Consider the following 21,045-nt stretch of genomic DNA (forward strand, 5'->3'; position numbering starts at 1 on the left):
TCATTTACAGGATTGAATTGGGATTGAGGCTCTGCTTCCGGTTGTGGGTTCCCAGCAGATGCTGGAAACGAGTTGGAGAAACATAAGTAGATGACGCCTGAATGGCAACTTAGGAGTAAGTAATATTGATGGCCTACAATTTATTTCCTGGGAAGGATATGGAGAAATTATGCACGGCGGGCGGAAAATTTTTGGCGATTCCGGGATAGGGTAAAGGCCAAAAGCCTTACGGAATAGTGGTTATAGGATTTTCCACCGAGTTGAAAAAAGTTTTTGCGGGTTGGACGAATAAGGTCAGATTGTAACGACCCACCACATAGACGATTTCACCGGGAAGCAAGGTGATATTTTGCGGACATATGGCGGGCCACCAGGAATTGCGATAGCGCACGCGCCCGCCAATCTGGGGGAGAATGGCTTCATCTACAATGGCGCGGATTTCTAACTCAGCGCTATTGCACTCGCATGTTTGCGATCGCCTCGGATCGTTGGTGGCGTTTCCCGGGGGCGGGAACACTCTGGCGAAGATTGTCTGGAATGGATTTGCCTTCATTACATGCAGTCCTCCTGAGTGACGAAGGTTACGCGCCGGCAACCTTCTATTTGTTCTGTCTAGAGAAGGATGTGGTTTTTACGGTCGAGCGGCTTTTTTGTAATGTTTCTTTACAATTGGGCGAGAGTTGAGCGGTGGAAATCTGCAGGCGGAGGGCTTGTGCGTCCCCCTGAGTCGGGGAACGAGGTGAAAACGCCCCCTGTGCGTCCAGGTAAAACCAGCTTAACCCCAGCAACCGGGAGTTAGACCCACATGAGGATTTGGATTTTGATTTGGATTTTGATTTGGATTTTGATTGAGGGGCCAATTGGGGATAAAATGAACAAGCGGATCCAATTTTTGGGTGTTCGACTATGGCATCTGTTTTTCATTCTTCTGACGAACCGTTTGGCGGCGCTGGCGATCGCTGGGATTTAGCGCGGCTATATAAAGACTTGGCGGCGGCGAAACAACAGGTAGCCCCTCACAAGCGGCGCGGACTGAGCGAGGCGGAAAAAACCTATCTGCGGGGGTTGCTGTGCGATGCGAGTCCGGCAGAAATCGCGCGAGAACTGAACAAGGCGCGCAGTACGGTGAATTGGGCGCTGTGCGAAACCATCTATCGCTATGCGGAAAGCTTGAGCGATCGCCCCCCCAATTCGGTGAGTGACTGGAGCGATATTCGCACCTGGTTGGCGGAGTCTGGATACCTGCGCGATCGCCAGTGCTTACCCCCACGCGCTCGACTTTTGGAGGATTGGCACACCGCACCGGATGTGTCCGATTTCGTCGGTCGCACTTCGGAACTGGCTACCCTCTCACAGTGGATTTTGCACGATCGCTGCCGTTTAATCGCGATCGCCGGCATGGGCGGAATCGGCAAAACTACCCTGTCGGTGAAACTCGCCCAACAGTTACGCCAACACTTCCAAGTGGTTATCTGGCGCAGTTTCCGCTACCTGCAATCTTTTGAAGCGATCGCTATCGCTCTACCGCAATTGCTCGGGCGATCGCCCGCCACTTTCTCCGACCCTCGGGACTCGGCACTCTCTCACTTAATCGACACTTTTCAAGCTCGGCGCTGTTTGGTGGTCTTAGATGGGGTGGAAACCCTTCTGCAACCGAGAGAATTTGCCGGCCACTATCACCCAGACTATCACGCCTATCGAGAACTGATTCACCGCGTCGCCGTGGAACCGCACCAAAGCTGCTTGATTCTCACGGGGCGAGAAAAAATCAAAGAAATTGCCACCCTCGTCGGCCCGACTCAACCGGTTCGCAGTTTCTCCCTCGGGAGTCTAGGTGCAGCAGCCGAATATATTCTGCAAAATAAAGGATTGCCGGCGCAAAAAAATAGCCAAACGTTAATCGAACTCTATCGAGGAAATCCCTTAGCTTTAAAAATTGTTTCCGGAACCATTCGTAACGTATTTGGCGGCAATATCAAAGATTTTTTAAACCGCAGCAGCTTGTTTTTAGGAGACTTTAGCGAAATCCTCTCCCAGCAGTTTCACCGATTGTCCGTCCCGGAAAAAGAACTGCTTTACGGACTGGCTTTGTCAGGACAGCCAATAAAAGCCGGAGAGTGCCGCAAGCGCCTGGGAATCAGTCTTTCCGATTCAGAAGTCTTGGCGGCGATCGAGTCTTTGGAGCGCCGATCGCTGTTGGAAAAAGTCTCGGATTCTGGGCACCTTTGTTTTACCTTACAACCCGTGGTGATGAAATATGTCACCGGCCAATTGATAGAGCAAATTTGCCAAGAAGCGATCGCCGCTTTAAACCCAGACAAACCCCCCGGTTTCGGCTTGATTCACAGTCCCATGCTGCTGCAGTTTCAAATCCCATCGCCGAGGGAGAGCGATCGACAAAATTATGAGAGAATTTTAGCCAAAGTAACCGACCGACTGCGACAAATTGCGATCGGCAAAAAAGTGGCAAATCCCGACGCCTACATTCGCAAGTGCTTGGCTTGCATTCCTCAGTAAATAGCTCGTTAAAATCAGCAAGCACGGGCGCTCTGAGTGAAGGTTATTCTACCATTTTTTCAAATAATGATGAAGATGAAATGTAGTCGGGACAGAGCATACCCTGTCCCTACAGACGGTAGATATCCCTCCAGGTTTTAGAACAATGGTATGGAGTGGGCAGACATCATCTGATGGCTATTTCCCCAGACATTTGCTCGCATATCTAAACTATACATCTGCTGGGTTTTCACCGAGCAGCACTGGAGGAGCGGTTCATCTTTCAAGTCATTTAACTCCGCATACTCTAGTAACTGAGTCCAAGCTTCATACCCCTCGGAATCCGCTGGATTTTGGCGACGGTTTTCTGCAACGAAGGTGAGGCGATCGTACCAAAGGCCATATACCCGGTAAAAACGTAACTTTTCTGCTTCTGATGTCGCTTGTTCTATTTTCTGCCGTAATTCCGGATTGTCTTGATATTGAATCCAACCGTCAACGATGGGATTTTTGAACCGATGGGTAGAATCGCAAACGATTTCAAAATACCAATGATAGTGGCGATCGGGTTCTAGAACGTCAGCGGGAAAAGGAACGCTAATAATTCCAGCGGATTGTGACAATTCGATTTCGATCGCTTCCGCCAAGATAGAATTGTTATGCTCGTCTTGAATAATCAATTTTCCCGTAGTCGCCCCTTGATAAATCGGAGGAATATAAACCCAGACAAGGGGACGCTGTTGCAGCGTCGTTCCTACCACGGTTTCTTGTACTTCCAGAGAACTCATTTCCCATGCGAGGGAATTTTGCCGATCGCCGGGAATTTTTGCGCGGGTCGTTTGAGTCAGAGGCACTAAAGCGGTGAGCGGAATCTCCTCCGCTTGCAAATTCACCTCGATGGGCGAATTAGCCAGATTGCAAGAGCCACGTCTACCGCCGGCTCTTCGATTCGTTGGTCTTCCATCATCTGGCGGCACAAAATCGTCGGTTTGCGCGATCGCACTTTGCCACTCATCAGGCAGAAAAATCATTTCCATCACTGACCAAGGAAAAAAGGTAAAACTGATGGAAGTCAATCCCACACTGACCGTCAATATTGACCTGCAAACCGCTAGTTTTTTCGGATCCAACTGCATAGGAACCCCCCCATTGTGAACTGAATTCTAATTTACAACGTTCAATGGTTTTCGGCAACCATCCTCGCCAATAGTCATCGGGTTCATTTTTTACTCATGGGGTACGGAAATATAAACCAACAAAATAGCATAACCGCCGATAATGGTAACTAAAGCCAACATTGAAGGAATCAGAGGCATCCAAGCACCATGCAACCATAAACTCAAAAAGGAGAGGCTAAAGACGACAATCAGTAAACTTCCGCCCGCAATGGCTAATCTCCATAGTCTCTGAATCCGCCAAATGAAAAAACCACCGAAACAAGACCACCCGAAAACCCAGACAAAATTGCCCCAACTGGGTAAATTCCACAATAAAGGTCGCCCATCGAGTACAGCACTGACCATTTGGCTAACCATATGCGCTTGAACCATCGCCCCCGGCGTTCGCGGATCGTAGGGCGTGGGTAAAAAATCAGAACCGGTTCCAATCTCTGCTGTATAACCAATTAACACAATGCGGTCTTTTATCAAATCCGCATCGATATTATCGGTCAGCACTTCTTTCAGGGTCACTGTTTGGGTTATATTGTTGTCTCGGTCTGGACTTCTATAATTGGTCATAATTTGGTAGCCTACATCGTCAATGTTCTGATAGCCACCCTCTCTATTGTGTAACCTTTTAAAGAGAACATCTCCCAATACTAAATCCCCCGCTTTTGTCTGCTTTGGGTAGATGTTTTCTCCTTCTAAATACACCCGCGCCAATTGGAAATTCAGGGAAAATGGCGTTTCGCAAGGGTCTTCCGAAGGGATGGACATAGTGAGGAGCTGACGTCGAATAATGCCATCACTATCTTCCAGAACATCGGCAAATCCTAGGCGATCGCGCGGAAAATTAGGGGGAGGTCCAACGCCGATATTCCGAGCATCGCTCGATTGCGTTTCTCGAACCCGACAGATAGCAAATATAGGATGTTTTGGTTTGCTGAGGACTTCGATTAACTGTTTTTGTCCCGCTTCGTCACCTGGCGGTTGAGGAAAATCGCGGAAAATATCCAAACCAATGACCCGAGGTTTATATTGGATTAATTTGCTTAAAAGCCGTTCTACGATTTTATCCGTGAGGGGGTCTTGGTTGTAGTAGTTGAGGTCTTCTGCGGTCACTGTGACCACCACAAGTCTCGGATCGATCGCTTCTGGTGGTCTGAGTCTCATCAAATAATCCAACCCTGCCAGTTCTAGGGGTTGTAAAACTCCCAAGCACCGCAGTAGCATAACTAAACACCCACTGCCAACACTTGCCATTCCAGCTTGTTTCCAGGATACTTTTCGATGCAAATCACGCCATTTCGGCGGAATGGTGGCTGGATTTTGGCAAACCACCGGCAACCAATCCAAACAGGGATATTCAGTTTGCGACTCTTCCGCAATTCGCTCTTTAGCTTTGCGAACGGCAACATGCAAAGGACGCCCGTTATCGGCATATTCTAGCAGAAAGTATTCCAGAAACTTCTGGGCCGCACCATCGGGAATGGGTTCGCGCATGGCGATCGCCACTGGAATGCCAAATTCCGTCACCAGTTCGTAGGCAAATTCTAAGCCCAAACAAGAATTCAAAAAGACAATTTTTAACCCGCGATCGACAATGGCTGTTTTTAAAGTGTTCTTGAACTCTGAGGGAGTCAATTCTTCGGTTTGATTGAGAAAAATCTTCCCGCCTTCGATGCTTTCTTCTCGCTCTCCATGTCCGGCAAAAAAGAAAATATCCCACGATTTTTCCCACAGAAGGTTGCGGAGATGCTGCACGCTTGGCTCGGTAATCGAGGTTGGTTCGGCTCCCAGGGATTTCAGTCTTTCAATTTGGTCGCGGTCTGGATGGGTATTGAGATTGCTATCCTCGCCAAACACCGCTAAAATTCTGACATTTTTTCGCGGGGTTAATTTAACGGGTTTTTCTCCATATCTCGCATCAAAGGAACTAAATACCACTTCGGCATTGGGATAGCTTTCAAAAAATTCCCATGCCGACCAAGGCAACTGCCAGAGTTTGCGATCGCTGGTTTTTACGAGAAATCGAATATCTTCAAAGGGATTGAGAATCGTGCGAATTTTATCTTCTATCGGACGAAATCCTGGAAAATCAAACCAGGTATTAATTTCTTCTTGCAATTTTTCAGCGATTTGCTGGCAACTTACTAGAGAAACATTCGGAAAATTATCTGAATCAAGGAAGCGAAATTCTCCTCGGAAAAGGAGGTCGAGTTGCGCGTAGTTTTCCTGCCAGTTTTGCAGTCGGTGATAAATTTCTTCAGCCGGCGGTAAAGTGCCCGAGATGCCCTCAACCAGGATTTTACCATCGCGCTGTTCTTCGGAAATTTCAATTAACTCGACCTGATAGCCGCTTTCGATTTCGCCTTCTAATGACAGTTTGACTAATTTTCCCATCTCTGTATTCCTTTAACTGGTCACTGGCTTGCTTGTAAATTAGATGGTAAAATATTCAGTATGGCTGGTTTTACGGGTGGTTATCTGAAGGTTAAATGGCGTCCCGGGCGAATTACTAAAGGGTTGGGGGAGTTGGAGAATGTTGCTCGATCGCCCGGATTCGACTTCCACTACCATTGTCCCGCGTTTATCGAGCAATGCCAATTTTACACCAGGTGACAAACAGGTGGTGCGATCGCTCGGATTAAAGGGACGCAATTGCGGCAAAATCCACAGCGCTCCTTCTCCATCCTGCATCAAATCAATCTTGAGCGCGATCGCTTCCCCTTCTAAGTCGATTCGTTTCACATAGCTCTCAATCGCTGTTGAGGCGATCTCGCGCCGCCGAAACGCCCCGGCAAATTTGGGCCTGCCAAATACCTGGCGATACAATTGCCAACCACTGGCTTTTAATGCACTCTCCACCCCTTTTTTCTCCTTTTGCAACCAGTGACTTAACGGCGGTTGCACCCGTTGCCAATACAATTTCTCGCGCCCGGTTTCATTCTCTATCAATGCCGCCCATTTTGCAAACGGAAGTTGTAACCGCACTCGGGGCGAATTCAACGCCCCTGGGGATAATTTTATCGCGCTTGCTGTCACGCTTGTATGGGACATTGGCGACATATCAACTCCATTTTTCTGCCCCTGCATCCGGGTGGTTTTCCACAACATTGTTAAATCTCGATGCAGGCGATCCGCACGCAAAAAATAGCTGCGATCGCTTTCCCGATATTCCCCCTTTCGTTTCAGCTCTAAATGAGACACAAACCCACCAACGCGCATCCAGCAATTCTCTTCCTCCGCCTCTAAATTCACTTCCACATTCAGATAATAATCGGCAACCCATGCAGGAATATCCACCCACTCTTGAACCACGATGAAATCGGTTGGATTTATCCGGTGACTCGGAATGAGCAATAACCGCGTTTTTCCGAAGGCAATCGGAATCCCAGGAATAAACTCCCACAGGGATGATAGCTTGTCAATATATAAAGCCGCTAAATCGCGATCGCTTTCAAATCTTTCGGCTAACCAATCCCGAAAGCCACTCCAGCACAATTGCCCGAGATATGCCTGATTGCGCGCCACAGGATTCGAGTGACGGCGCGACTGTTCCCATGCTTGCATTTGGGCTTTAAATGAAAGCCTAACATAAAGCTCATCCGGTGCAATTTCCGATAAATTTTTAAACAAATTGTCAATCATGTTTTTTTCTCCCTTTTATTCACTTAAAACTATTTTTTAGCACTTTTTCCAACTCCCGATCGCCTAGAGATACCTGTAAATGAGTCGCACACCAAGCGCGAATTTCCTCGAGCAGTTGCGTTTCCGCTTGTAATTGCTGAGCCACCACTTCCTCCACCGTAACGGGACGAGCAATGCTGAGGCGATCGGCGATTTTCCGCGCGTTTAGTCTTTCCCCGTAATAGAGTTGCAACAGTTCGTAGCCATCGGGATGTTTTACGGTAAATCCCGCCATCACCAGGGGTTGGTAATGGCATCTCAGCAAGTTTTTTACCGACCCAATAATAAATTCAGTAACTTTTTCATATAATCGACCTTGCAAGTGGTTGTCGGTCATTTTGATTTTTTCTTGCAGTATTTCTACCGGGCAATCGAGCTTTGCGGACACTTCGGCAACTGAGCGCCGCACGCCATAGATATCTCGCAATAGTTTTTGCTGTTCTTCATCTAAATTCCCCACGGCTTCTAAGACTTTTTCCGAGAGAGAATCTAAACCTTTTACGGAGTTTTGATAAGCCTGAAGCAACAACATTTCCCAAGATTCGCTCAACCAAAAGTGAATCATAATTACTCGTTCTAAAGGACGTTTTGCCACAGTTAGTCTATCTATCACCTGCGTCACCCGAGAAAGTTTTAGGTGGCGGGCGATTTGTCGATCGCTTTTCTTTTGTTGATAGCGCAATTGTAAAATTTTTCGTTGTTTTTTAAAATCCATCTTGTGGAAGGTTTGGGACAACGCTTCCTGTAGGGAGTCGGAAAATTCGTCCGGGTTATCGCCTTTCAGCCATTGCTCTAACGACTCCTTAACTTCTGTTAAAGAAATCCCAGCCCCATCGCCAATCCACAGACAGAAAACGTACAAGAGATTCTCCAAATATTCCGCTTCTCGGCGGGAAATCTGGGCTTGATTGACGCCAAAATTTTTCGCCAAAACCGTTTGACTCAGCCCCACTCCATAGCGCAGGGGTAATATTTTCACCGTATAATCTTTTTGCTCGCCACGGGCGATCGCTTGTTTGATGGTTCCGTCGAGTTTCTCCACTTCCGCTACCAACATCGCCTCGACTTCTTGAAAGTAAGACTGGCGATAAGTTTCCGAATTTCTCGACCCTAAATAAGACCGGGGTACCGCATTTTCGAGTTGTCCCTTATTTTCCAGATTGAATTCCACCACCAGCGGACTATCTCGCAATGCATTGATACACTCTTCTAACCAGGTTTGAATTTCCCCACTGGTTCGCTGTCGGTCGGAAAATACTTCCAAAGGAGCGGACAGTAATTCCTTTTCTGTGTTATAATATATGGCGACTTCTTCGTAGTCTTCCGCATGGGGTTCCGGCCAGCGATCGCCGACTTTGCGATCGGGATGATTGACGCGGTTCTCCTGATAAACCTCGGTAAAATAAGACCAAGCAAACAGACGACAACCAATCTCATCGGGGGTCAAACCTTGCTTGGACAACGCCTCTCTAATTTCTGTGGGATTGGCTTTACATAATAGCCGCCAGGAGGAAGCGCGTTTGACGCCAAACTTCTCTAACTCGCCCACAATTTTATGGACAAAAGCCCCTTGAAAATATTTTTCACAAATCGGCTTCTGTTCTTCTTGGCGCGCTTTGAGAAAGTTCTCCACGATTTTGCCCAATTGTTCCGGGTCGTTGATAATCCCGCGCACCGTATAAAACCAGTCTTCCCAAGTGTAGCTTTTCACGCGATACCAACTCGCAGCGGTTTGCTCCACCGCGCGATAAGCGGCTTCATCCAGATAAGCCGAGAGCAGCAATTGCAACCTGTGGATTTGCTGCTTCGACCAATATTTTTCCGCATTTTTCTGTAGCCGTTTCCATCCCATTGCCGAATATTCTGCTGCCCAAGTTTCCACCAGATAAGCTGCCAATTGATTCCAATCCGATCGCTGGGGCGGAGTTTGATAAAAAGCTCGCACCACTTCATCTTGTTCTTTTAAGCAATCCAGTACGTGACACGCTTCTGGTTTGGGAATCCATCGCAGTTTTGGGTGGTTATTGACCGAGACAAAATCCAACCAGGTTGTCAGTTTCTCATCTAAAGAAGAACGAAGGCGAATTGGCGGTAAAATAGGCATTCTCTGGTTTTACCCTAACTCAAGAAAAGGTTGAGTAGAGACCCTGATGAGCCAGTTTAAGGTGGCAGTAAGGTCGAGGTTTGGTGGGGTGTAAGAGAACGATGGGCAGCGATCGCGCAGGGGAAGTTATGGATAAATCCCGCAGGCGATCGCCCTTGAACCCTCAGCAAAAACTGTTCCCCCCAGTCATATTCTACCGGATCGATTCCCGTTTTCCTTCCGTATTTTCTGCGAAACATTGCGTCGGGAATCAATTTCACCAAAGCAGTCGAACTGCGATCGAACTGCGGTGCCCAGAAGGGGGACTCTGCGCCCGGATCCCCCGGGAAACTCTCCCTCGCTTGCTTGCATTGCCCGATTCGATTGGGCGTGGTTCCCATCTCAATCCTGCCTACATCGTGCCTACATTTGTTTAGTGGGATAAAATTCCGCAACCTATGCGCGCCTGTGACGCAAAACCTCGGCGGGTGGGGCAACCCTTGCGCCCGCCAAGGAAGCGAGTTTCACACTATAGGCGATCGCCAGTTTGAACCCCTCTGAAAGCGGATGCGGATTTCTCTGTCTAGACGCGATATAATTCCAACCAGACTTGCCGACGCCAAAACGATCCCATACACAGGAAAGATTCCACTCCCATTTTTACCCTCGAAAGGAAGAATTAGTATAGTTGCATAACAACCGCGTTTCTTCACATCGGATTAACCGATCGGCAGCTTTCTGAGGCCAAACGGTTTCTTTTTCCTAGCATATCCGCCTGAACTCATCCCCTACCTTTCGCGGTTTGATAACTCCTTTGGCCGCTATCCATTCTATCTGCAAATGCCATGATTTATTGCATTAATCCCACCTGTTCCAATCCTGCCGATCCCGGGAATGCATCGGCTCAGGTTTGTCGAACCTGCGGCACGTCATTGGTCTTGCAAAATCGCTATCGGGCGATCGCACCTTTAGGCCAGGGTGGATTCGGCCAAACGTTTACCGTGGAAGATCTGCAAGCGGGTTCTGGCGATTCCCTCTCCCGTCATAAAGTGCTCAAAATTCTCGTCAATTCTTCCCCAAAAGCCATTGAATTATTTCAAAGAGAAGCGGAAGTGATGACGCAGATCCAACATCCGGGAATTCCGAAACTGGCAGAAGATGGATGGTTTGAATTTTCGCTCCCTGACTGTCTAGACCCTTTGCATTGTTTGGTGATGGAAAAAATTCACGGACTAGATTTAGAAGTCTGGTTGTCACAAAGAAACGATGGGGGAATCGCCCAAGAGTTAGCCTGCAATTGGCTCAAACAGCTCGGCGAAATTTTAAATCAATTGCATCAAAATGCCGGGAATCAATATTTCCACCGCGATATCAAACCGCGCAATATTACCATGCGACCTACGGGAGAGCTAGTGTTAATTGATTTTGGCGGCGTGCGAAAAATCAGCCCATCGTATTTAGCCAAAGCGGGAGCCGGCCATTCGGGAACCGGAATTGTCTCCTTGGGCTATACGCCAAGCGAGCAAATCAGAGGCAAAGCAGTGCCGCAATCGGATTTTTTTGCTTTGGGTCGGACGATGGTTCATCTGCTCACGGGACAGCATCCGATGGACTTAGAAGAAGACCCGCAAACCGGCGAATTAATGTGGCGAGATTATGCGCCGCAAATTTCTCCAGAATTTGCTGAATTAATCGACTGGTTAATGGCACCTTTTCCGGGACAAAGACCGACCAATACTACAGTGATGTTAGACGCTTTAGAGGGTGTTGTGTCGGGGTCGGGTTCGTTTCACTCGGTTCCCCGTGCTACTGGGAGGGGACAACCGGATGAGGAGAATCAAAAGATCGGCCAAGGTCTGTTTAAAACGGTGAAATTCAGGCGGGCGATACTCGCAGGTTTAACCGCACTGTTATTGCCCCTGGGCTTTCGGGTGGTGGCTCCTCAGGTGGCGATCGCCCTGAATCGGGGGGGAATCGCGCAGTACCGCAACAGTGACTTCACCCGATCGCAGCAGTTTTTTCGTCTGGCGATCGCCCTGCAGCCTGACTTTCCCGACGCGCACTACAATCTCGGCTCGGTTTGCGAAGACCTGCAAGATATACCTTGCGCTCGCCAGCACTATTGGCAAGCTGCAGTGGGAAAACTCGATATCGGTTACAACAACCTCGCCCGCTTAGAGATTCTCGACCAAAACTACAGCGCAGCGGTTATCCTCCTCCGGGAAGGATTGCGGTGGAACACCCAGACGAGATCCAAATACAGTTTGCTGAAAAACTTGGGGTGGGCACTGCTCGGACTCGAGGCACTTGAGGAGGCGGAAGTGCGACTGGAAGAGGCCCTAGCTCTGGATGGAGAGCGGGGGGCGGCCCATTGCTTGTTGGCACAGGTTCTCGACGCCCAAGGCAAAACCGCCGCCGAGAGCGCTTGGCACAATTGCTTAAAAAAAGCTAACGAAAACAACCCGGATGAGAAAAGGTGGCAGAAAATGGCAGCAGAACACTTGATTGGCAAAGGAAACGAACCATGAAGCATTCCGTATTCCGGGTCATTCTTCTCACGGCGACGATCGCGGTTTTTCCGGGGGCGCTCTCTGGACCGGGGTTCTCTCAACCTTCGGGGGGCGATCGCTCCTGGCGGCGATCGCACCGGGAACTTCACTTTATCGCACAAAACTGTCGATGTCCCGAAACGGTGGATAATGGTCGCAACCCGGTAGACCCGTTCATTCCCTATATCATCAGTCCCCGCAGAACCTTGTTGCTCGATCCGCGTCCCCTCCTGCAGTGGAACGAAATCCCCGGTGCGACTTATACCGTCAGCATCCGAGGTCCCCAAGGGGTGATTTGGCAAACTCCAGAGCCGATCTCCGCGACCGAAATCCTCTATCCCGGAGACCCTCCCTTAGAACCGGGGGTCACTTACCAGGCGATCGTGCAAGCTGATGACGGGAGTTCCTCTCTGGATGAAGATGTTCCGGGATCGAACTTTACCCTGCTCAGTGCCGACGATGCCGGACAAGTGAGAAGTGCATTGGCGCTGCTGGCAGATCAAAACTTAAATCCCACCGCAGAAGCCCTGCTGCAAGTTTATTTCTATCTGGGATACTATTTGCGCGCTGAAGCGATCGCCACGTTAAAGACCCTAATCGCACAAGGCGAAACCACAGCGTTGGTTTATCGCTTGCTTGGCGACCAATACCTGCAAGTCGGATTGAGTCCATTGGCTGAACCTCCCTATTTGGAAGCGAGAGACATTGCCTCAGCCAATCAAGAATTAGAAGAGTTAGCCGCCGCTCTAGCAGGTTTGGGAGAAGTATATATCAATTTAAACCAACGCGAAAAGGCCATTGAAGCGTTGACTCGGGCGCGGGATACTTACGAAACATTGGAAAATGCCAGCCGGGTTCGAGACATAGACGCTAAACTGGAAAGACTGCGCTAGCCAATCGAAGAGGTGAATCGATGAGATATCTGTATCGGTCTGTCATCCCCGGGAGTGTGTTCCTCGCGAGCGTGACGATCGCGATCGCTCCCCCCCCGCTGATGGCCATCCCGATAGTTCAGTCGGAACATCCGAAATTGCAGGCTTCCCGCTTGGAATCCGAAGCGAAAGCATTGTTAGACAATGGAGACTTCAATGCCGCTTTACAGAAATTTGAGGCCGCCCTTTCTTTATATCGCGCGGCTGGCAGTTCTTACAAAGAAGCCATGTGTTTGTTGGCGATCGGGTTTATTCACCACCGCTTAGCCGATTATACCACAGCCGTGGCAACTTTTACAGAAACGCTACCCATCTGGCAGGACATTAACAATCCGTTGATGGAACTGATAGCCCTTAACAATATTGGCCAAGCTTACGCCAGTGCAGGACAATATCGGCGGGCGCTGGAGTTTTATCAACAAGCGTTGCCCTTGGCACAACAACAGGATCCTATCCAGTTAACAAGTTCCCCTTGGCTTCAACTCGCTCAGGCGATCGTGGGGAAAGAAGAGCCGTTTGAATCCCTCGAATCCCTCACCCTTTTTCGCATCGCTCACAGTTATCGCCATCTCAGAAACTATTCACAGGCGTTGCAGTTTTTCGAGCGGGTTTTGACTCTTTCTCGCTCCATCGGCGATCGCCAAGGGGAAGCCGCCGCACTGAACAATCTGGGTTTGACTTATAGCGACAGCCGACAATTTAACCGGGCACTCGACTATTATCAGCAATCCCTCGCCCTCAGTCGCGAAATCGATTATGCCTCTGGTGAAGCAACCACCCTGAACAATCTCGGTTTGCTTTACGATAATCAACAGCAATATCTGCAAGCGTTGGATTACTATCAACAAGCGATCGCCATTCAAGAAAAAATTGACGATCGCTCCGGTATGGCGACCAGTTTTAACAATATTGGGGCGGTTTATATCGCTCAAGGAAAATTTCGCCAAGGACGCGATAAATTCCACCAGGCACTAAGTTTATATAAAGACCTGCAAGATTCAGCGGGCCAGGCGATCGCGCTGAATAATCTCGCCTCGGCTTTAGAACGCTTAGGCATGTACCCAGAAGCGGAAAAATCCTATCAACAAGCACTGGAGATTTCTGAAGGAACTGATGATATCCACACTATCGCCGCTACGCAGAATAACTTGGGTGGACTTTATCTCGCCCGGGGACAATACGATCGCGCTCGTTCTGAGTTTGAATCGGCACTGAATCGTTGTCCGGAATCCTGCGATTCTGTTGGGTATGGCAGGAGGTTGAATAATCTGGGGTTGTTTTTTACGTATTCAGGAGACTACTCCGAAGCCCAGGTGACGTTTCAGCGGGCATTAACTCACGTGCAAAGGATTGGCGATCGCCAAGGAGAAAGTGCCATTTTAGCAAATATGGCACTGCTTTACCAAAATCGGGGTCGCTATCAAGAAGCCCTGAGATATTACTCCCAAGCTAAAGCCATTGTGGAAAAATTAGGCAGGGAAGGCGATCGGCAACGATTGTTAACGAATATTGGGGCGGTTTATGCCACGATCGCCGAATATGACAAAGCGTTGCAGTTCCTTAACTCTGCCCTGGAGATTCAACGCCGCATCGGCGATTTACAAGCTGAAGGTACGACGTTAAACAGCATCGGTATTATTCATCGCTACCAAGACAAAACAGAGGAGATGTTCGAGAATTTGCAAGCAGCGCTGAGCATTTTAAACCAAATCGACAGCCCCCGAGAAGCCGCCGCCGTGCTGACCAATTTGGGAGAAAGCTATCGTTTGATGGGGGACTATCAGAAGGCATTAGAATCCCACGAAAAGGCGTTGGAAATCCAACGTCAGATCGGCGATCGCTTGCGCGAAGCGGAAACCCTGAACAATATTGGCGGTGTTTATTACAGTCAATCCCAATGGCAGCGCGGACGAGAATCTATCGAACAAGCGGTGGCAATATTTCACGAACTCGGTGCAGTCAGGGGATTATCCAATTCCTTGGCCAATCTCGGCGGTTACTATGAAAATTCCGGCAATATTTCCCAAGCGATCGCTTACTACAAAGAGGCAATATCCTGGCGCGAATCCATTGCCAATACTCTGACAGTAGAAGAACTAAAATCCTCCTTCTTCAGTGAACTTTCTGGGGCAGAAATTTACGCCCGTTTGATTAACCTTTTGTGGAACCAACAGCAGTATAAACTCGCCTGGCAATATGTGGAAAAAGCCAAAGCCCAAGCCTTTCTCGACCGACTGGTATCCGGAACGAGAGATTTTCGTCTCGGCAGTTCAGACAAATTGATAGCCAAGGGGCAAAAAATCCAAGCCAAAATTAATGTTCTTCGCCAACAACTTAACGACTTGCTGAGTCAGTCGCAAAACCAGTGGAATCAGGATAAAATGAAAGAATTGAAAGACAAACTGGACAGCGCTGAACGAGAGTATGCCGATTGGTTGGTAGAAATGAAACTGACCAGTCCGCAATATGCAGAGTATTCGGACATCCTGGATGGCAGCGTTGCCAGTTTAAGCGAAATTCAAGCCCAGTTAGATGCAGAAACCACCTTACTGCAATATTTCATAATGCGCGATCGCGTTCTCGCTTTCGTTATCACCCAGCAAGGGCTTAAACCCCACTCCCTTTCCGTCAGCAAAGCAGAATTAAAACAACTACTGATGGACGAATTCAAGCAATATCGATTCCGCTACAATTCCACATCCTCAATTCCCCCTAGCCTCCAAGAATTGTACCGGGTTTTGATAGCGCCCCTGGAAGCGGATTTAAAGACAGAGTTGATTGGCATTGTGCCCCACAACCTTCTTCACTACCTTCCCTTTTCCGCTCTCCATGACGGAGAAACCTATTGGAGCGCCGCTTTATTTACCCTTCCCAGTGCCAGCGTGTTGCCCTATTTGCCTCGAAAAAAAAAGACGAAAAACGAACATTTAGTGGCCCTGGGAAACCCCCGGTCTAATGAATATGCAATCAGCGATTTACCATATGCCACTGAAGAAGTGAATGCCATTGCGTCTTTATTTGAATCCAGTGCAATCTTCCTCGGAAAAGAGGCAACTGAAAAGGCGCTCAAACTGCAAAGTAAAACTGCTGGCATTTTGCATATTGCCGCTCACGGAAAATATGAAAAAGGAAACCCACTGTTCAGTCGCTTGTATTTAACTCCAGATTCCGACTTCGGCGAAAATGGTCGTTTGGAAGCCCATGAAATTTACTTTGAGTTAAATTTAACCGCCGCCACAAATTTAGTGGTATTAAGTGCCTGTCAAACGCAGATGGGTGAGGTGAATGCGGGAGATGAAATCGTCGCCCTCAATCGCGCCTTTCTCTACGCCGGAACGCCCAGTGTATTGGCCACCCTGTGGAGCGTGAATGACAAAGCCACCGGATTGCTCGTGCATCAGTTTTATACTTATCTGCGTGCGGGACACCAGAAAGCCGAGGCATTGGCCTTGGCGCAATCCTATCTGCGGGACAACTACCCAGAATATTCTTCTCCGTATTATTGGGCGGCATTTGTGCTAACCGGCGATGGAGGTTTCCTCGCTACAGAGCGGTAGGGGCGGCTCGACCGCTGCCGCTCACATAAATTGCCATTTGCGCCGTTTATGTGAGATATTGAGATATACTATCGCGGCGGGAGGGCAGGGCGGCGCGGGGCTGAGAAACTCACACGTGGAGAGGGGCGCGCCGTTTATGTGAGATATTGAGATATACTATCGCGGCGGGCAGCGCGGTTTCCCGGGTTTCAAAAATAATGTTGGAGATGCGTCCGACCCCCCTCTTGTAGAGACGCGATTCATCGCGTCTCTGACAGGGATTCGTAGCTGACAGCCTCTAATCCCGTTTGGCGATCCATATGTGAGATTTCCCCCAGTCCGCTTAAAGACGCGATCTATCCGATCGCAGGCGCGATAGATCGATGTCTCTACGAGCGGGGGTCGCACGCATCTCTAAGCAGAAGGCATGAAAAACGATATAACATGCCGCTCGAAAAATGGCATTACCGATGCGGCTCTCCCCCTTGCCCACAACCCGCGCAACGGTTGAAGAAAAATGGTATGCTCAATAAAAACGCGATGTTGGAATTTACCCCCAAGGAGGACGTTCAATGAAACCCCAACGGCGGTGCGGTGGAACGAGTATAACGAAACAGAACCCTCGGCGGCCAAAATTAACCACAATCTTCTCGGCAATCCTGGCAAACCGGGCGATCGCAAACCAGAAGGAATCGGGCGGGGCTGGTTGCGCCCCACTTTCCGGGGGCAACCGATTCATTCCGCCAGTCCTCCGGGGATGGACCGGGGCGCAGGGAGAAGCGAAGCCGCAAACCGAGGTGAAAGGGTTGCCCGGAAGGAAATTGACCCGGGATCGGCGGCCAAATTACGGCCAAAGAGCCAGTTCTATGTTGAGTGGGGTGATGTTTGTCTGTTTGCTCGCCGCAGAACCGACGTTGGCGGAAACGGTGGTGGAATCTGTGCGGCTTGGATCGCAAGCCATGCTCTGTAGCCCGGTGGCGATCGACCTTTCGGATCTCCCGGAGGGGTTTATCGAAATTCCGGCAGAACACTTGATGCCGATTTCTAACGTACTGCAAACCAAAATGAACGTCAACGTGGAGGGGATTTTTTTATTTTTACATCCGTTGTTGATGGAATTTTTGCTGGGCGTGACGGTAACGCTTTCGGAAGAAGCCCAATCTGCCGGTCATCGTTTTGACAGTGTAGACTTTCCTAGTTTGCTGGAAATGATGTTAGTGACAAGGGGGCAAACAGTGGGGCAATTAGAAATATTAGAGCAAAGAGAATTGCCCGAGGCGTATAATATTGGCGATTCTTCCGTGGGATTTACGACCATCGCGCGGATGAGCGGCGTTACCGTGCAGGCAGACACGGCAATGTTTCGCCGCCGCGATCGCATGGCAGTCACGGTGATATCCTATCCGAATGGGGAGGTGCCAGTGCTCGGCGTCGCGGACATGGCACGTCAGTTAGATGGCAAGCTGGTGCAATGCCTGGAGGGAGACTCTGAGGAGCCGATTTCGCGGCGGAAATCCCCGGATTGGTTAGCACAGGGACAAGCCCTAGGCAAAAACATCGGTCTGCTTTTACAATTTTTACCTAAACTCTAAATTATCGAGGCTTGTGTATTCCACGGTTGAGAAGAAGTATAAGCGAATCCGCAATGAATTGCTAGCGGGGGTGGCGGCACTGGCAGGGGTGTTTTTAGTCGGCACCCTGTGGTATTGGTTGGTGGAGGGATGGCGATGGCCCGATGCCGCCTACATGACCGTGATCACCCTGTCTACGGTGGGATTTAGCGAAGTGAACCCCTTAGGCGATCGCGGTCGAATTTTTACCATTTCGTTGATTGCGATGGGGTTAGTCAGCATTGGTTATATCGTCAACCGCTTTACAGAAGCCATCATTGAGGGTTATTTTCAAGATGAACTGCGTTTGAGAAGACAGCAACGGTTGATTGAAACGTTAACGGGTCATTACATACTCTGTGGATTTGGGCGCACCGGTCGTCAAATTGCGGCGGAATTTGACGCTGAGGGCATCCCCTTTATCGTCATCGACTCGGATCCCGAGCAAATCCAGCAGGCACAGCAACTTGACTATAATGTTATTCAAGCCGATGCCACCTTGGATGCCACCTTACTCGGGGTGGGCATCGAACGCGCCTTGTGTTTGGTGACGGCGATGCCCTCGGATGCGGAAAATCTCTATACGGTGATGTCGGCGAAAACCCTCAATCCCGACATTCGGGCGATCGCCCGCGCCAATACGGAAGAAGCGGTGCAAAAACTGCAACGCGGGGGAGCCGATGCCGTGGTCTCTCCTTATATTACCGGAGGCAGACGCATGGCGGCAGCGGCCCTGCGCCCCCAGGTGATGGATTTTGTGGATGGAATCGTGGCCGGCAGGGATCGCGCCTTTTATCTCGAAGAGTTTCGCCTCGATTCGGATACCTGTCCCTTTGCCGGACAAACCCTGCGCGATGCCAAACTGCGATCGCAATCTGGCGCGCTGGTCCTGGCGATTCGTCGCGATGATGGCAATCTGATCGGCGGTCCGACGGCGGATACCCTCCTGTTAGTCGGCGATACCCTCATCTGTATGGGCACCACCGAACAACTCCGTCTTCTCAATCAAGTCCTCAGTCCCCTTTATTCCAAAATCCCCCGCCCGCCCAAGCAACCTCCGCCGGAGACATGAGCGAATTGAGAATCGATCGCGATTCGGTCTTTCGCGGGTGAAGTCTGCCGATAGTCTCGGTTCCACTTCACCCTATCAATCTTCTGACCCTGGGAATTACGATAATTTCAACGCGCTCACCGGCACTTCTTCCCAGGAATTTACTTTTCTTAATCTCGCGCTCCACCCCATCGCTTTTTGCTCTTCAGTTAAGTTCCCCGCAAAAGAGTCGTGACATTCTTTCGCCTGCTTTTCATCCGAGCAAGCAATGCAAGCATACACCATTCCGGACGGATCCAGTTGTTCGTTAACCCAGATAGTCATGTGAAATTTCCCTCAATTTTTTGTGGATTTCTTGTGAAATTGCTTAAGCAAATTTACTTATTTAATTTTATAAAACGAAAGGCATAAATTGGCAAGGCTGCATTACGTTTATTCACAATCCCTTGCATTTTGAAACATTTGCCCATTGCCAAAAAGTAACACAGAATACTACGATACTCCGAGGATTGTGTTATTGGACGGTTTTGAGTTGTCGGGTGGGCAATTCATTGCCCACCCGACAGAGTTTTCCTCGCACCCCTCGAATCAGCGCTTCCGGAAACCAGAGGCCCTGGTGGCAATTATTCGGACTGTTGTTCGCGCAGAGTTTCAGCTTGTTCGCGATAGGCGATCGCCACCGCGTCATCGGGTTGGAGGTTGAGGGCGCGATCGAACGAGGCGATCGCCTCTCCATGTTGGTTATCACTCATCAAAGCCAGACCCCGGTTCACCCAAGCTTCAAAACTCTGGGGCTGAATGGCCAGCACTTTATCAAAAGAGGCGATCGCCTCGGAAATGCGCTGCAACGCCGTCAGGGCAATCCCCCGGTTAAACCAACTCTCAGCCGCATCGGCATTAAATTCCAAAGACTTGTCATAACTTTCCACCGCTTCGCTGTAGCGTTCTAACTTCAACAGGGCATTGCCTCGGCTACTCCACGCATCGGCAAAATCCGGCTTCAGTTGAATCCCTTGCTCGAAACAGCGAATCGCCTCTTCGTACTGCTCCAATTTTGCCAAATCCACGCCGCGATTTTGCCACGCAAACAAAAAGTCCGGCTTGAGTTGAATCGCTTTTTCATAAGAGTCGATCGCTTCGGAATGACGACCCAACACCGACAGGGTAAACCCTCGGTTAAACCAAGAGTTCGGGTTGTCGCTTTGATATTGCAAAGCCGTATCAAACACCTCGAGGGCTTCATTATATTGCTGAGTGTAAAACAGCACCGCTCCGAGATTGCTCCAAGCTGCCACAAAGTCGGGTTGTTGTTTCACCGCTTCGCGATAAGCCGCGATCGCCTCTTGCGTCTTGCCCGCATTCAGTTCTTGATTCCCCCGTTCGAACCACTGCTGGGGATTTTCCGGCGGCGGCGCAGGCGCGGCGGGTCTTGTTCCCCCGCTGGCTTTCTGTTGCAATAACTGAGTGCCAAGGGTACCCGCCTCCTGGCTCAATTCTCCCAGTTGCATTTGCCCCAGTTGCACCAGTCGCATTGCTAACTCCCGTTCCACAGTTTCTCGTTCCTGCAGGGTTTCCCCCCACCGTCGCAGCCACTCGGCCCACAGTCCATAGTCCCCGCGCGGTCCTAAAGCGGCAAAAAACTCTTTCACCCGCGCCACATCCCAGCTCAACCTCAGACCTTCGAGCAGTTGCGCGAACAACAGTTTGTAATCCCGATCCTCTAGCGCCGGGGGTGGAGCCTGGGGGGCCTCGGGTACTGGCGATTGAGGCGCGCTGCGCTCATCCCCAAAAAACCCTTTCAGACTCTGCCAAATCCCGTTTGCCATATTTTTCTTCTCACCTCCCGTCGCTTTTCTCTTCTATTTTAGCTTCTCGGCGGGAAGCCCCGCGCTCTACCCGTGCTTGGTGAGCGTCGGGATGAGAGCCAGGGGAAATGGA

General features: G+C 49.7%; 14 protein-coding genes. 6 read left to right on the plus strand and 8 right to left on the minus strand.

Annotation, left to right across the window (positions count from 1 at the left end):
* Positions 1-226 precede the first annotated feature (226 nt).
* Positions 227-553: an NfeD family protein gene (locus tag AC0QH1_RS31505; protein WP_324635378.1), complete on the minus strand. Its 327-nt coding sequence runs from the start codon at positions 551-553 to the stop codon at positions 227-229.
* 353 nt (positions 554-906) lie between these two features.
* On the opposite strand from AC0QH1_RS31505, the gene AC0QH1_RS31510 reads away from it, so the two are divergent.
* Positions 907-2,517: an NB-ARC domain-containing protein gene (locus AC0QH1_RS31510; RefSeq protein WP_324635379.1), complete on the plus strand. Its 1,611-nt coding sequence runs from the start codon at positions 907-909 to the stop codon at positions 2,515-2,517.
* A 137-nt stretch (positions 2,518-2,654) separates the two neighbouring features.
* On the opposite strand, the gene AC0QH1_RS31515 is transcribed toward AC0QH1_RS31510, so the two are convergent.
* The 5 genes from AC0QH1_RS31515 to AC0QH1_RS31535 all read right to left on the minus strand — a co-directional run bounded on the left by AC0QH1_RS31515 (position 2,655) and on the right by AC0QH1_RS31535 (position 9,830).
* Positions 2,655-3,632 carry a DUF928 domain-containing protein gene (locus tag AC0QH1_RS31515; RefSeq protein ID WP_324635380.1) on the minus strand — a complete coding sequence of 326 codons (978 nt, stop codon included), beginning with the start codon at positions 3,630-3,632 and terminating at the stop codon, positions 2,655-2,657.
* 90 nt (positions 3,633-3,722) lie between these two features.
* Positions 3,723-6,059 carry a CHASE2 domain-containing protein gene (locus AC0QH1_RS31520; protein ID WP_324635381.1) on the minus strand — a complete coding sequence of 779 codons (2,337 nt, stop codon included), beginning with the start codon at positions 6,057-6,059 and terminating at the stop codon, positions 3,723-3,725.
* A gap of 39 nt (positions 6,060-6,098) precedes the next feature.
* Positions 6,099-7,307: a DUF1822 family protein gene (locus AC0QH1_RS31525; protein ID WP_324635382.1), complete on the minus strand. Its 1,209-nt coding sequence runs from the start codon at positions 7,305-7,307 to the stop codon at positions 6,099-6,101.
* A gap of 19 nt (positions 7,308-7,326) precedes the next feature.
* The gene (locus tag AC0QH1_RS31530; RefSeq protein WP_324635383.1) at positions 7,327-9,450 is read right to left on the minus strand and encodes a hypothetical protein; all 2,124 of its coding nucleotides are present in this window, start codon (positions 9,448-9,450) and stop codon (positions 7,327-7,329) included.
* A 56-nt stretch (positions 9,451-9,506) separates the two neighbouring features.
* Positions 9,507-9,830: a hypothetical protein gene (locus AC0QH1_RS31535; protein ID WP_324635384.1), complete on the minus strand. Its 324-nt coding sequence runs from the start codon at positions 9,828-9,830 to the stop codon at positions 9,507-9,509.
* Positions 9,831-10,274: 444 nt separating this feature from the next.
* Between AC0QH1_RS31535 and AC0QH1_RS31540 the strand changes: the two genes are divergently transcribed.
* The 5 genes from AC0QH1_RS31540 to AC0QH1_RS31560 all read left to right on the plus strand — a co-directional run bounded on the left by AC0QH1_RS31540 (position 10,275) and on the right by AC0QH1_RS31560 (position 19,128).
* Entirely contained in the window at positions 10,275-11,957 is a 1,683-nt protein-coding gene (locus AC0QH1_RS31540) for a serine/threonine protein kinase (protein ID WP_324635385.1), read from the plus strand.
* The gene (locus AC0QH1_RS31545; RefSeq protein ID WP_324635386.1) at positions 11,954-12,871 is read left to right on the plus strand and encodes a tetratricopeptide repeat protein; all 918 of its coding nucleotides are present in this window, start codon (positions 11,954-11,956) and stop codon (positions 12,869-12,871) included. The genes AC0QH1_RS31540 and AC0QH1_RS31545 overlap by 4 nt, the downstream gene beginning before the upstream one ends.
* A 20-nt stretch (positions 12,872-12,891) precedes the next feature.
* Complete coding sequence (locus AC0QH1_RS31550; protein ID WP_324635387.1) at positions 12,892-16,467, plus strand: tetratricopeptide repeat protein; 3,576 nt, start codon at positions 12,892-12,894, stop codon at positions 16,465-16,467.
* Between the two features lie 551 nt (positions 16,468-17,018).
* Positions 17,019-18,038: a hypothetical protein gene (locus AC0QH1_RS31555; RefSeq protein WP_324635388.1), complete on the plus strand. Its 1,020-nt coding sequence runs from the start codon at positions 17,019-17,021 to the stop codon at positions 18,036-18,038.
* 13 nt (positions 18,039-18,051) lie between these two features.
* Complete coding sequence (locus AC0QH1_RS31560) at positions 18,052-19,128, plus strand: potassium channel family protein (RefSeq protein ID WP_324635389.1); 1,077 nt, start codon at positions 18,052-18,054, stop codon at positions 19,126-19,128.
* A 96-nt stretch (positions 19,129-19,224) separates the two neighbouring features.
* Here AC0QH1_RS31560 and AC0QH1_RS31565 read toward each other — a convergent pair whose 3' ends face one another.
* Complete coding sequence (locus AC0QH1_RS31565; RefSeq protein WP_324635390.1) at positions 19,225-19,431, minus strand: glycogen debranching protein; 207 nt, start codon at positions 19,429-19,431, stop codon at positions 19,225-19,227.
* A 299-nt stretch (positions 19,432-19,730) separates the two neighbouring features.
* A complete protein-coding gene (locus tag AC0QH1_RS31570; RefSeq protein ID WP_324635391.1) occupies positions 19,731-20,933 on the minus strand; it encodes a tetratricopeptide repeat protein in 1,203 nt (400 codons plus the stop codon).
* Between the last annotated feature and the right edge of the window lie 112 nt (positions 20,934-21,045).

The sequence above is a fragment of the Phormidium sp. CCY1219 genome (genome assembly GCF_055795085.1).

What these genes read in the sequence shown, in the direction of transcription:
- AC0QH1_RS31505 (WP_324635378.1), bottom strand. Translation starts at nt 553, where the DNA reads ATGAAGGCAAATCCATTCCAGACAATCTTCGCCAGAGTGTTCCCGCCC.
- AC0QH1_RS31510 (WP_324635379.1), top strand. Translation starts at nt 907, where the DNA reads ATGGCATCTGTTTTTCATTCTTCTGACGAACCGTTTGGCGGCGCTGGC.
- AC0QH1_RS31515 (WP_324635380.1), bottom strand. Translation starts at nt 3,632, where the DNA reads ATGCAGTTGGATCCGAAAAAACTAGCGGTTTGCAGGTCAATATTGACG.
- AC0QH1_RS31520 (WP_324635381.1), bottom strand. Translation starts at nt 6,059, where the DNA reads ATGGGAAAATTAGTCAAACTGTCATTAGAAGGCGAAATCGAAAGCGGC.
- AC0QH1_RS31525 (WP_324635382.1), bottom strand. Translation starts at nt 7,307, where the DNA reads ATGATTGACAATTTGTTTAAAAATTTATCGGAAATTGCACCGGATGAG.
- AC0QH1_RS31530 (WP_324635383.1), bottom strand. Translation starts at nt 9,450, where the DNA reads ATGCCTATTTTACCGCCAATTCGCCTTCGTTCTTCTTTAGATGAGAAA.
- AC0QH1_RS31535 (WP_324635384.1), bottom strand. Translation starts at nt 9,830, where the DNA reads ATGGGAACCACGCCCAATCGAATCGGGCAATGCAAGCAAGCGAGGGAG.
- AC0QH1_RS31540 (WP_324635385.1), top strand. Translation starts at nt 10,275, where the DNA reads ATGATTTATTGCATTAATCCCACCTGTTCCAATCCTGCCGATCCCGGG.
- AC0QH1_RS31545 (WP_324635386.1), top strand. Translation starts at nt 11,954, where the DNA reads ATGAAGCATTCCGTATTCCGGGTCATTCTTCTCACGGCGACGATCGCG.
- AC0QH1_RS31550 (WP_324635387.1), top strand. Translation starts at nt 12,892, where the DNA reads ATGAGATATCTGTATCGGTCTGTCATCCCCGGGAGTGTGTTCCTCGCG.
- AC0QH1_RS31555 (WP_324635388.1), top strand. Translation starts at nt 17,019, where the DNA reads ATGAAACCCCAACGGCGGTGCGGTGGAACGAGTATAACGAAACAGAAC.
- AC0QH1_RS31565 (WP_324635390.1), bottom strand. Translation starts at nt 19,431, where the DNA reads ATGACTATCTGGGTTAACGAACAACTGGATCCGTCCGGAATGGTGTAT.
- AC0QH1_RS31570 (WP_324635391.1), bottom strand. Translation starts at nt 20,933, where the DNA reads ATGGCAAACGGGATTTGGCAGAGTCTGAAAGGGTTTTTTGGGGATGAG.